Source organism: Methanospirillum sp. (genome assembly GCF_028679455.1).
Lineage (GTDB): Archaea > Halobacteriota > Methanomicrobia > Methanomicrobiales > Methanospirillaceae > Methanospirillum.
Genome location: NZ_JAJRBM010000419.1, coordinates 1 through 12,485 on the forward strand (window position 1 = coordinate 1; position 12,485 = coordinate 12,485).

Consider the following 12,485-nt stretch of genomic DNA (forward strand, 5'->3'; position numbering starts at 1 on the left):
GATATGGAAGAATGAATGGACAATGTTCTATACTGTCGGGTTGCAGGACCCTTACTTTGCAATTTTCTGTCTTATACATGGTATTGCTAAATATTATGAATCCCTTGATTCAGCAGTTTGGAATCCTGTATCCGAAGCATGAAGTCACTTTCTGAAGGCGGGATCCTGATCTCCCAGGTACACCAGTTATCGGGGAGAGTATTTGCCCGCAAACTCCGGGATCACGGACTTGGTGCAATTAACCCGGCACAGGGTAGGATTCTGTTCGCACTCTGGAAAGGCGATGACATCCCGATCCGGGAACTTGTCAGCAGGACTAAACTCCAGAAATCAACCCTGACCAGTATGCTGGACCGGCTTGAACTGGATGGGTTGATCATCAGAAAGCCATCACCCAATGATCGGCGTGTTATTCTCATTTCACTGGCACGCGATCATGAGATTATCCGTGATCTCTTTCTCCAGGTCTCACATGAGATGATCGGGATCTTTTATGCAGGGTTCTCTTCAGGTGAGATCAGCGATTTTGAAGAGAAACTCAGACGGATTATCGCCAATCTCCAGGATTGTGATGAAACCGATGAATCTCATGAAGAGAAGGGATGATCTCCCTGGTTGGGCACCCTCTGGTGATGGTATCTATTATCACCGGGCTCCCTCCTGAGAATTTTGCTCAAATATGCATCTCCCTTCTCCTGAATGCAGAGGCTACGTGTACCGGTCACCAAACCGCTCTTTGATCGGGTTTACCTGAATCATGATATCGATCCCACCCCGTTTGATCACTTCATCTCCCAGATCAAAATCCATGTTCACGGTTCCGACCCTGATCTCCCCTTCATCCCTGGGAATAATTTCAGGGCCGTGCATCGGTTCATATGAGATCCCCTGATCACCAGGATATGATCCTGTGTGATCCACCGCTCCTGAAAGGATTGGTGTTGGAATACCAGCGGGGAATGCTTCGCAGGTCAGCATGTCCCCGGAAGTATTCAGATAATAATGTCGGCAAGTCTGGCAGGGAATGAGTGGAATACGGGTCATCGTACTGGTGTATTACTCATTTGTACCTGATAGAAGTTCGGTTTCAGGATCTTTGGTGAATGGGTATTCGGCTTTCGAAGCATACAGGATTTGGTATTTGGTACTGGAGATCAAATCAAATGGTGCGAAGTCAGGAACCTGCATTACCTGACACCCCCTTTTGCCTTTAGAATCTTATAGGGTCTGAACTGATATGAACCTGAAAACACCCTTCTCACTCCTCCGTCCCTGGGAGGAAACAGACCGCGAATCACTGGTTCGATCTGCAGATAATCCGAGGATAGCTGCGTTCATGCGTGACGGGTTCCCCCACCCGTATTCAGTGGCTGATGCGGATCGGTTCATTGCGATGGCGACTGGCGATCACCCGAATCTGTTTCTGACAATTGAGGTTCATGGCGAGGCGGTAGGGGGAATCGGTATCCATCGTCTGGATGACATCTATCGTCATACTGCGGAGATCGGGTACTGGCTTGCAGAAACGTACTGGGGGAGGGGGATTGTATCAGATGCAATCAGGGCCCTTCTTCCGGTTGCCTTCGATTCGTATGATCTCATCAGGATACAGGCAGGAGTCTTTTCAAACAATCCAGGCTCCATGCGGGTGCTGGAGAAAAATGGGTTTTCCCTGGAGGCAGTTCATAAAAGAGCCATCACCAAGCAGGGAGTAACCCTTAATGAGTATCTGTATGTCAGATTCAGGGATGATTCTGATACCGCTCATCTGATCCCCTGATCCCCTGGGGGCATCTTACCCTGTTTTTTTCTCCATGGTCATGGATAATGCAAGGCCATAACCTTCCTTGTCCCTGATCTCACCGGTGTTGAGATAACTGACTGAGAGGGTGTTATCAACGTTCAGAGTTCCCAGATATAGACCACCGTTCTTGTCCACGATGTTCACAGTCTTTCCATCAGGACTGATGATCCCGGTCAGGTTCTCCACAATCTGCTCATCTCCGAGTTGAAATGAATTTGTTCCGATGATGATTCGATCCTGCTGGGTAAGATTCCAGATATCACCATGTGGAGTTAAGTTGGTGATTTCTCCGGTAAAACCAGCAACCATCCCTTCAGTGGTCACCCATGTACCTGCAATATCGGCGTCTTTTTCTGCGGTCGTCATTCCTGAGCTCAGGATGAGAGTCAGACTGATCAGAAGCAATACGTACTTCATACCGATATTCCTGCGCGAATGTAAATCAAGATATCGATAGGGTGCATCACTGCTGAATCTACCGCGATCATACCTCTTATCTGTTCATCAGATCAGGCTGTTAAATATTGGAAATCCAGACCTGGGTTCATCCCCTGGCACTTCGGCGACATTCATACTTACTCAGTATGTATAACTCCGGTCAGCATACACACTCTTCTGTTATGGATTACCTGTATACTCTTCTGAAATTTCTCACTGCCGGATTCATCATTGTGGGAGTTACCCTGATTGTTCAGCATGTTGATCCCCGGTATGGTGGAATTCTGGCAGCTGCTCCGATAACTACCACCATCGCCTTTATCTTCACCTACCATGAGGCAGGGAATGAGGTTGCTCATCAGCTTGTGCTTGGTTCGTTCTATTTTGCAATACCGTCGATTCTTTTCCTGGCAGTACTGTATCTGCTGGCAGAACGCCTCTCCTTCATCCCGAGTATCTGTGGGGCATATCTGGTCTGGGTTGTGGGTGTTCTCCTCATGAACCGGGTTATCACTCCTGGATAACTGCAAACAGGGTTTAGCAGCATAGTTATCCGGTAATGCTTCGCCAGGTCCCGGGTGGGATGGTAATCGTAAAACATGCACCTTTCCCGTAGGTACCTGTTTCCACAATAGAGATTCCTGAAATCTCCAGGATCTCTCTGGCAAAGAAGAGACTGAATCCCGAATTTGATCCTCCTCTCTCAAATATCTCCTCTTTCCGGTCATCAGGCACTCCGGTTCCGTTATCGGTAATCGTGAGCACCCCTTCCCTGTCCATGACAAAAAAATTGACCGATACCAGGGTTACTGACATCCCGTGTTCTCTGATGGTATTGAACAGGTTCACAAAAACAAGAGACAGCATCGGGTCTGCAAAGATTTCAATCCCCCCTGTGGTGATGGTTGCTGTTATCGTGTCCGGGAGGGTTTCAGCCACTGCTGTCGCAACAATAGTCTCGATATGCTGCCAGGCCGGTTCCTTATCCCCGAGCCTCTGGTACTCACGGGAAAACCGGATCTGCTGATCAATCTTCTCACAGGACTGGCGGATATAGGTCAGATATTCGTTCGCAATTGTGTCCTGCTTTACCCTGATTTCCAGCAGATCACAGAATGCTTCTATTGCCTGTACCTGGTTCAGAATATCATGCCTTGTGACACTGGCAAGATTGTTGAGTTTCTCCTTTGCCCGATGAAGCCCTTCCTCAATTTTTCCCAGGGTTGTTGCATCCCGGACGGTAGTAACGGGTGAGAGATCTTCTCTTGGATCAGTTGAAGATTCAGTCCCTGATCGCGGTTCATGCTTCTTCAAACCAGGAATTGAGAGGGGTACGAGCACTTCAGGGAGCATCTCCTCGATAACCCGTTCCAGTGTTCCCTCCTTAATGATATGGGCGATCTCCATCCACTGTGACTTCATATCCCGTTGTTTTATCAGGACATGATCTGCACCGGCATCCCGGGCAGCACTGATGATCTGATCCTCCTCCTTTCCGGTGAAGAGGATGAACGGAATACTCCCGTATCTGGATCTGACATGTTTCAAAAACCACATGCCATCATACCCTGGCATATAATAATCAGAGATGATTGCATCGAACCGCAACTCAGGTGACTCAAGAAAAGTCAGTGCTTCTGTTGCTGATTCTGCGGTGTATACTGAAAAAGTGCCTGACTCTTCAAGATATCGTTTACTGATGAATCGTAGGCTGATGTCATCATCGACCACGAGCACCGAGAGTCTGACGGGGGGCATCTAACCAGTGTTCTGATCTCCTGCAGTAAAATAGTATTGGTTATTCTGGCCTGATACATGAGTTCCATGAAGCGATTCTGATTGAGATCGAATCCAGATCCTATTTCCCTTGATACGATGAGTGAATATCTTACGAATGTTCCAGCCAGAACAGGTATGATCCCTTAAATACCCTGGATTTACTCTGATGACTGTTATTTCCATAGACCACCAGACCCGGAGCAGAATCTTTTTCTCACTCTACTCTGCGGTCTTTGCCACGATGATAGGAGTGGGTATTGTAATTCCACTGCTTCCCCGGTATGTGGCCACCCTGGGAGCAACCGGGCTTTGGATCGGTGCAATTTTTTCTGCGTTTTCCCTGTCACGGGCATTGTTCCTTCCGGTATTTGGCAAGTTGTCAGACAACCATGGGCGTCGCCGGCTTATTCTGGTTGGATTGTGTATTTACTCACTTATATCTGCCCTGTACACCGTAGCCGGTTCGGTACTTGAGATCACCGCTCTGCGGTTTTTGCATGGCATAGCTTCAGCAATGGTGCTCCCGGTAGCGATAGCATATATCAGTGATATCGCCCCGGTAGGAAAGGAAGGGAGATTTGTTGGTTCGTTTGCGAGTGCGATCTCACTTGGGATGGGTCTGGGTCCGTTCATCGGTGGAACCATCTCTGATCTCTTCACGATGAATGCGGTTTTTCATTCAATGACTCTCATGTCGTTTCTTGCGCTGATTACCGCACTCCTGTTCCTGCCTGATATTGCCCCGCGACAGGTTCAAAAATATCCACTCAGGAATGTCATCACCCACAAACCCCTCCATGGTCCGGTCCTCTACCAGTTGATGTATGCACTCGCAAACGGGACTTTTATGGTATTTCTTCCGATTCTTGCTATCAGGGATGGGGAGCTGTCAGCATCAGAGACCGGGATTGTGATCCTGGTATCTGTCCTGTCAACTCCGGTGTTTCAACATTTTTTTGGCAGAATTGCAGATCAGTTTGACCGGTATCATCTGATTGCGGCAGGAACTGCTATGATCGGTGTTTCCCTGTTCATCCTGCCATGTTTATCCGGCCTTGCTCCTTACCTGGCCGGTGCCCTCCTGATGGGAATCGGCAGGGGAATCTCGCTTCCTGCAATGTATGCACTGGTCACGGTGGTTGGTCGTGATATTGGTCAGGGTAGTGCATCATCGCTGGTAAATACTGCGTTATCGGTTGGGCTCATCGTCTCACCCCTCGTCTCCGGTGTAATTATGGATATGTCAGGAATTCACACCGTATTTTTCATCGCTTCGGTAGTAAGTGCCGGCTGCACCCTGGTGTTCTTTACCATGCATAACAACACTGATTCTACACCCTGGTGATAGCATTCCCGAAAACCGGAACAAAAGAATCGCAACCGTATTGGCTCAATTAAAAAATATGAGGAAGCACAGTCAATAGTGTACTGCTATCCTCATACTGTCTGCAGATCGGTGCATGACAAAGGATCTGATCCGGATCCATGCGTAAAGCATGGACTGATCGTTTTGATATAGGAGGTTGAGGGTATCAGCGGTGTGGGAACCGTTGGTCAGTCTCTGATCAGGCCTCGCAGCACCATACAGAAATATGTAATAGGAGTATAAGTAATTAGTTATACACTTCATGGCAGTAGACGATCCGGGAACCGGTAATCCCGATGACAAGCCCCATGCTCGGGATCTTGCAGACGCGTTTAAAGTTTTGAGCGATGCGAACCGGTTGCGTATACTCTTTCATCTGGCTACTGATACCTCTGGTACGCTGGGGGTATCAGACCTGGCCTCACGCATCGGGATCTCACAGCCTGCGGTATCCCAGCATCTGAAACTCCTCAAATCTGACGGTCTTGTTGAGGCAACACGAGTTGGATTTCATGTCTACTTCACCCTGAACCGTACCCGTATGTTTTGTATTGCCGAGATGTTTGATCAGATGAGAACCACGGTTCTCTCCCGGTGCAATCAGCAGCTCATCAGAGAAAAGAATCCTGAAGGTCCTCTGAACATAGGAATTATCTACTACTCATATTCCGGAATAACCCGGAGCCTGATGGAGCAGATCCATGCAGTTTGCGGGGGAGATCTGATTGAAGTTCAAACCCTGAAGAAATACCGCTCATTTACTGCTTTCACAACCGGTTGTATCAGATCACGGAATGAGGAGACGGATCAGATCACTCCGGCGGTAATTGATGTATCCTCGTATGACCTGCTTGTCATTGCATCGCCCGTATGGGCATGGAAACCTGCTCCGGCAGCAAATTCCCTGGTATCTGGACTCTTTGGATGTTCAGGAAAGAAAGCCGTCATCTGCGTAACGTACTGCAGCAATCCTGGCAATTGCCTCCCGATTCTGAAAAAGAAGATGGAATCAAGAGGGGTTGAAGTAGTGAATCAGAGTTCGTTCTCACATCGTGATACTGAAGATCCCCAACGGGTCATGGAGTTGATCCGAACGATCATTGGAGCATATCAGGTATGACATCAGTTATTTCATCTCATGCAACCAGAAGTGACTCATACCCGGAGAAAGAGTGACCATCATGAATATCACTGTCATTTATCATTCACATACCGGTAAGACCCGGGCAGTAGTAGAAAAAATCAGTCGGCAGCTCGGTGGAAATATCATCGAAGTAGTCCCGAATCAGCAATATTCAACCCTTTCTGCAGTTACCAAGGGGTGCTACCGGGCACTTACTGCAGCTGCGGATGCCGTTACTCCTGATCAGATCTCCCTTACTGATTCAGATCTGGTGGTGCTGGCATCTCCGGTCTGGGCAGGCAAACCCACACCGGTCATTAACGGGGCATTGCGTTCAATATCAGGAGGAGAGGGAAAACGTGTGTTTGTGGTTACCACCTGCGGTGATGCGAAAAGTGGTGATCAGGCCACCACCCTGCTCAAAATCCGTGCATATGAGACGGGTATGATTGTGGTTGGTGGTGAAACGCTCGATAAGCAGGGTGTTATTAATGAAACGGCTATCCTCTCGCTTATTGAAAAGATCAAAGCAGCAGGGGAGTCGTCATGAAGACAACACTCTATTACTTTACCGGTACCGGGAATTCGCTTACCATTGCCCGTAAAATCGCAAATTTGATCGGAGAGACTGAACTGATCCCGATCCCTGCCCTGATGAAGGGAAATGGAACTATCAAGGCTCCTGAAGGGCGTGTCGGGATCTGCTGCCCGGTGTATGATATGGGTATCCCGGTTCTGGTCCGGGATTTTCTTGAGCGTCTTGTTGTGAATGATAATGAGTATGTATTTGCAGTTCTCACGCTCGGAGGAACGGGTGCTGCTGCCCTGAAACTGGTAGATTCTGGAATCCGGAATCGTAACGGACGAGGGATCAACGCGGGTTTCCTCGTAAAAATGCCTGGTAACTTTCCTCCGGTGGGTGTTCCCCCGGTGGGAGCAAAACAGGCATTGATTCTTCAGAGGGCGGAGAACGAATGTGTCAGGATTGCAACTGCTATCAGGAACGGTGATGAGAGACGACCAGGATTCACTCCGCTCACCTCACTGCTCCAGTTCATGCTCTATGGACCGTTTACGAAAAATGTCCGCCGTTCAGGAGAAAAATTTTCAGTATCAGAAGCCTGCACCTCCTGTGGAACCTGTGTTCAGGTCTGTCCAACCGGAAACATCACGATGGCAGATGGTCGTCCGGTCTATGCGAACCGGTGTGAACTCTGCTGTGCATGCCTGAATTACTGCCCTGTACAGGCAATTAATCTGGACATGTTGTTCGGTACTGAAGGAAGAGGAAGGTATCATCATCCTGATGTCACTCCCGCAGATATGCAGATGCAGAAGGGTCTTCCTGAATGAATACTCCTGATACCGGCTCATTCGGGCAGGAAGAGATCCAGGCATCCCGTGAGGTCCGGTATCGGGTGGATAAGGGTTCAGTGTCAGGAATATACAGTTCCCGTCTTTCTGAAAGTATCAAAGCAAGTATCAGACAGGTGATCAGGATTACCCGTTCGGATCCCTTCCTGCTCATAACCGCAACCCGGCTGCTTTCGGTGCAAAAAAGAGCTGCTGCTCGTCGTGAAGCCCTGGCAACAGAAGGACTTCAGGTTCCTCCGGTAGTAATGTTCAGTCTGACCCACCAGTGCAACCTCGCCTGTCACGGGTGCTATATGCGATCCCTGCACCGGGCTGAAACACCTGAAATGACCTCTGACCAGTTGATGGATCTGGTTTCAGAATGTGTTGATCTTGGAGTTTCATTTCTGGTGATGGCTGGAGGGGAACCCTTGGTCAGAAGGAATGAGATCCTGATGCTTGCCCGTGCATACCCTGATCTCATCTTTGCCATCTTCACAAACGGACTGCTTGTTGATGAATCCCTTGCAACAGAGTTTGGGAAGTTACCAAATATTGTGCCTATTCTGAGTATCGAAGGCACTGAAGAGATGACCGACTCTCGTCGGCGTGAAGGAACATATGAGGCTGTTCTTCTTGCGCTCTCTCTCCTCAAAAAGCATCATATTTTTTTCGGATGTTCAGTTACTGTTACCAGGGAGAACTATCCGGATGTTACCGGTGACCAGTTTATCCAGGAGATGATTGTTCATGGCTGCCGTCTGTTTGCATATGTAGAGTACGTCCCGATTGATGAGGGAACCAGGGGTCTTCTCATCTCTGATGAACAACGTTCTGATCTTAACCGGTATCTATCCGGGTTTTCTGATCAGTATCCTGCTTTGTTTATCGGATTTCCCGGTGATGAGGAGAACTTTGGCGGATGCCTTTCAGCAGGCAGGGGGTTTATTCATATCAATCCGTCAGGAGATCTGGAACCTTGTCCTGCAGCCCCGTTCTCTGATGTGAACGTCACCCGTGTCTCTCTTCGTGATGCTCTTGGTTCTGATTTTCTTGCCCGGATCAGATCAAACCATGAAATGTTAACCGAATCTGGCGGAGGGTGTGCTCTCTGGACAAACCGGAAATGGGTATCTTCTCTGCTGACTGAACGAAAAATATGAGTTCTTCGTCGTTTTAAATGGGTACGATGTAGGGTCGTGTTCCCACTATCCTCCATAAGGGCGTTTCTTTTTTGACAACAGCATTTTCAATAGATTGACCGATCTGATTTGGGTGAAGTTTGGCTCTTTTCAACTGCTCTTTGTACCAATCCCCACTTCCTGATTTGTTTCGATTCGAACACTTTACGAACCTGGATTAGATTTACGGAGACACCTACAAATTTCTGTTTGCGTCTCTCCCTCAATATAGCGTTTGATAACTTCAATTCGGTTTTCTTCATTGGCATCTTTCAAGATGCTTCACTGAAGACAGGATTGATACCTATCTATTCATTTAGGTACACGATCCCCTGATCCGTAAATGAGCATCTGAGGTACACGATCCTTTGAGCCTTTCCATTAACCATTAGAGATTTATCCCGAATGACCAATGTAGTATCATGGTACCACAATCTGAAACCCCTCCACCCAAGGAAAATCTAACCCAGATCGTCTCTCTGCTCATCATCGCAATCTCAATCATTTTTTATTCAGATATCACCACCCCGCTCGGTCTGATGACCTGGATACTGTACTTCATTCCCCTGTTCCTCACACTTTATATCAGGTGGCAATATGGGCCATTCCTCGTGGCGGGGACAGCGATCATCCTGACATGTATCAGTTTCTTTATTTCACCCCGGGATATGTCAGAGTTTTATGCCCTCATAAACCGGGGATTTTTCAGTGTTTTACTGATAGTATCAGCGGCCCTGATCTGGAGGAACAAAAAAAGAGAAGAACTCCTGCAGATAAGTGAAGAACGATATCAGAGTATGATTGAATCATCTCCCGAAGCAGTACTAATCCTTCGAGATGAAACAATTCAGTATAGCAACCCGGCCAATCTCGACCTCTTTGGACCAAAAAATGGTGTAACGGGGCGTGAATGGGTGCATCTCTTTGACCCTGAAACCCGGGATCAGATCTTATCAAGTATCACCAAGGCAACAGAAGGCGCAAAAATAGAATTATCAGATATTGGTATCGGACTGAGCGATGGCAGGAACCATATTGCAGATCTTTGGATCGGAGAAATTCTTTGGGATGGAGAACCTGCCGTAATGATGATCATCCGAAAAAAATCCGATTAAACCTTTTTGTGATTAAAAAAAACCTATGAGTTGAACAATACACCCGTATTTTGGGGTCAAAACAGAGGAAAGACATTTTGATCGGTACGTTTTAGAGAATAATCCCTTTTTTAGTACCTGCTGATAATCTCTTGATCTCTCTCGGGCATATCGTTGCCGAGAGCAATTTTTTTAAAAAATACCCGGTAATACATCGATTTTTTGCGAGGAAAAGCCGCGCGAAAACCCGGGAAAAAACACCCTTAAAAAAATCTCTCTAAATATCCTTCCAATCCCAATTTTTTATCTATACTCGCTTTGAAAGAGAGGAAAGATATTATCTATCCCGATGATTACCTAAGATTTGCGACTATGACCAGTTCCTTCTTAAGGGATGAGTTTTGTGCAACTAACCAGTTCAGTATTCAACATTATCAGCCAGATTAAACCTGCGATAATTATCTTCGTATTGCTCACGATCATTACCGGAATCTGTTATCCTCTGGTGGTTACCGGGATTGCACAGGTCGCGTTTCCCTGGCAGGCTCATGGAAGTCTGATCTCGGTTGATGGAAAGGTCTCCGGGTCTGCCCTTATCGGACAGCCGTACTCTTCAGACAAGTATTTCTGGGGAAGACCTTCGGCAACCTCTCCTGCATATAATTCCAGTCTTTCATCAGGTTCGAACTTCGGCCCGACAAATCCGGGGCTGAAAGATCGAGTTTCCGTATCGGTTGATGCATTGCACAAGGGTTCAACTAATACTTCAATACTCATCCCAATCGATCTGGTTACCACTTCAGGAAGTGGTCTTGACCCTGACATCAGTGTGGCCTCAGCTTATTACCAGATTCCACGAATTGCAAAGATACGGGGAATCGGAGATGATGAACTTACCACACTGGTGAATCAGCACATTCAGGGACCACAGTTTGGTGTCCTTGGAGAAAGCCGGGTCAATGTCCTGACCATGAACCAGGCACTGGATCAGTACCAGTCATCCGGTCAGTCAGGCAAACAATCAATTTCATCTGACTCAGTGAAGAAGGTCTCTGATAATACAGCGACCGTTTTTGGCATCAGAGATACTGACTGGCTGCAATTTGGGTTATTTTTTGTCGTACTCTTTGCATTGGTAGTTCCAATCGGTCGGTTTATGACCCTTATGTACCAGGGAGAACCGACATTCATCTCCCGGATTAGCACCCCTCTTGAAGCGTGGATTCTGAAGACTGCGGGAGTCCGTGCAGATGAAGAGATGGACTGGAAAACGTTTACCGGAGCACTCATGATATTCAATATTCTGGGCATTCTGGTCGTTTTTATCCTTCAGCAGATACAACAGTATCTTCCGCTCAATCCTCTTGGGCTTGGTGCTGTTGCTCCGGATCTCTCCCTGAATACCGCCGTGAGTTTTGCAACCAATACCAACTGGCAGGCTTATACCGGCGAGACTACCCTAAGTTATCTGACCCAGATGGTTGGTCTGACGGTGCAGAATTTTCTCTCTGCAGCAACCGGCATGACAGTTCTTATTGCTCTCATCTATGGATTCTCCCGCAAACAAACCGGGTATATCGGCAATTTCTGGGTCATTTTAATCCGCAGTGTCTGGATTCTTCTCCCGTTAAGCATTCTTCTTTCGCTCATCTTAGTATCCCAGGGGTCTGTTCAGAACTTTGACGTTCCGGTGACGGTTCCCCTCCTCGATCTTATCACCGATAACGGAACCGTAATAACCGACACTCAAATCCTTCCACAAGGGCCGGCAGCATCCCAGATCGCAATCAAACTTCTCGGTACGAACGGGGGAGGATTCTTTAACGTAAACTCTGCCCATCCGTATGAAAATCCGACACCACTTACAAACTTCCTGGAGATTCTTGCCCTCCTTCTCATTCCGGCAGGTCTGTGCTATACGTTTGGAAGGATGATCGGATCGGTCAAAAAAGGAATCGCCCTTCTTATCGCCATGACCATTATTCTGGTCCCGATGATCGGGATCTGTTTCTGGGCTGAACAAGCGGGAAATCCACTCCTTTCCGTGACTGGAATCGATCAGACCGCATCTTCTCTACAGCCCGGAGGAAATATGGAAGGAAAGGAGGTACGCTTTGGTATTTTTAATAGTGCCCTCTTTGCCGTGAGTACTACCGCGACTTCCTGTGGTGCCGTAAACGCTATGCATGACTCCTTCACTCCACTGGGTGGGATGATACCACTCATGATGATTCAGTTTGGAGAGATTGTATATGGGGGAGTTGGTTCAGGCCTCGGCGTTATGATTGTCTATGTTGTCATAGCAATGTTCATAGCCGGACTGATGGTAGGCCGGACACCGGAGTAC

13 protein-coding genes are annotated in these 12,485 nt (G+C 47.7%); 10 read left to right on the forward strand and 3 right to left on the reverse strand.

Features of this window, described 5'->3' with window-relative positions; all coding sequences use genetic code 11:
* The first annotated feature begins 138 nt into the window (after positions 1 to 138).
* On the forward strand, positions 139 to 606 hold the full coding sequence (locus tag LUQ50_RS14430) for a MarR family transcriptional regulator (RefSeq protein WP_300040858.1): 468 nt from the start codon (positions 139 to 141) through the stop codon (positions 604 to 606).
* 102 nt (positions 607 to 708) lie between these two features.
* On the opposite strand, the gene LUQ50_RS14435 is transcribed toward LUQ50_RS14430, so the two are convergent.
* Positions 709 to 1,044: a hypothetical protein gene (locus tag LUQ50_RS14435; RefSeq protein WP_300040860.1), complete on the reverse strand. Its 336-nt coding sequence runs from the start codon at positions 1,042 to 1,044 to the stop codon at positions 709 to 711.
* A gap of 193 nt (positions 1,045 to 1,237) precedes the next feature.
* Between LUQ50_RS14435 and LUQ50_RS14440 the strand changes: the two genes are divergently transcribed.
* Positions 1,238 to 1,780, forward strand: a complete 543-nt coding sequence (locus LUQ50_RS14440) for a GNAT family protein (RefSeq protein WP_300040862.1) — start codon at positions 1,238 to 1,240, stop codon at positions 1,778 to 1,780.
* Positions 1,781 to 1,795: 15 nt separating this feature from the next.
* Here LUQ50_RS14440 and LUQ50_RS14445 read toward each other — a convergent pair whose 3' ends face one another.
* Entirely contained in the window at positions 1,796 to 2,221 is a 426-nt protein-coding gene (locus LUQ50_RS14445) for a hypothetical protein (protein ID WP_300040864.1), read from the reverse strand.
* 203 nt (positions 2,222 to 2,424) lie between these two features.
* Between LUQ50_RS14445 and LUQ50_RS14450 the strand changes: the two genes are divergently transcribed.
* Entirely contained in the window at positions 2,425 to 2,766 is a 342-nt protein-coding gene (locus LUQ50_RS14450; protein WP_300040867.1) for a DUF3147 family protein, read from the forward strand.
* A gap of 25 nt (positions 2,767 to 2,791) precedes the next feature.
* On the opposite strand, the gene LUQ50_RS14455 is transcribed toward LUQ50_RS14450, so the two are convergent.
* Positions 2,792 to 4,000 (reverse strand): hybrid sensor histidine kinase/response regulator, encoded by a 1,209-nt coding sequence (locus tag LUQ50_RS14455; protein ID WP_300040869.1) that lies wholly within the window; start codon positions 3,998 to 4,000, stop codon positions 2,792 to 2,794.
* Positions 4,001 to 4,187: 187 nt separating this feature from the next.
* Between LUQ50_RS14455 and LUQ50_RS14460 the strand changes: the two genes are divergently transcribed.
* From LUQ50_RS14460 to kdpA, 7 genes are all read left to right on the forward strand, one after another.
* Positions 4,188 to 5,366, forward strand: coding sequence for an MFS transporter (locus LUQ50_RS14460; RefSeq protein WP_300040871.1), 1,179 nt, complete (start codon positions 4,188 to 4,190; stop codon positions 5,364 to 5,366).
* A gap of 283 nt (positions 5,367 to 5,649) precedes the next feature.
* Positions 5,650 to 6,507, forward strand: a complete 858-nt coding sequence (locus LUQ50_RS14465) for a metalloregulator ArsR/SmtB family transcription factor (RefSeq protein ID WP_300040873.1) — start codon at positions 5,650 to 5,652, stop codon at positions 6,505 to 6,507.
* A 61-nt stretch (positions 6,508 to 6,568) separates the two neighbouring features.
* A complete protein-coding gene (locus tag LUQ50_RS14470; protein ID WP_300040875.1) occupies positions 6,569 to 7,060 on the forward strand; it encodes an NAD(P)H-dependent oxidoreductase in 492 nt (163 codons plus the stop codon).
* Positions 7,057 to 7,863: an EFR1 family ferrodoxin gene (locus LUQ50_RS14475; RefSeq protein WP_300040878.1), complete on the forward strand. Its 807-nt coding sequence runs from the start codon at positions 7,057 to 7,059 to the stop codon at positions 7,861 to 7,863. The genes LUQ50_RS14470 and LUQ50_RS14475 overlap by 4 nt, the downstream gene beginning before the upstream one ends.
* Positions 7,860 to 9,026 carry a radical SAM protein gene (locus LUQ50_RS14480; protein WP_300040880.1) on the forward strand — a complete coding sequence of 389 codons (1,167 nt, stop codon included), beginning with the start codon at positions 7,860 to 7,862 and terminating at the stop codon, positions 9,024 to 9,026. Before LUQ50_RS14475 ends, LUQ50_RS14480 begins: the two co-directional genes overlap by 4 nt.
* A gap of 440 nt (positions 9,027 to 9,466) precedes the next feature.
* Entirely contained in the window at positions 9,467 to 10,159 is a 693-nt protein-coding gene (locus LUQ50_RS14485; protein ID WP_300040882.1) for a PAS domain S-box protein, read from the forward strand.
* Positions 10,160 to 10,532: 373 nt separating this feature from the next.
* On the forward strand, positions 10,533 to 12,485 hold a 1,953-nt coding region (gene kdpA / locus LUQ50_RS14490; protein ID WP_300040884.1), incomplete at its 3' end, for a potassium-transporting ATPase subunit KdpA.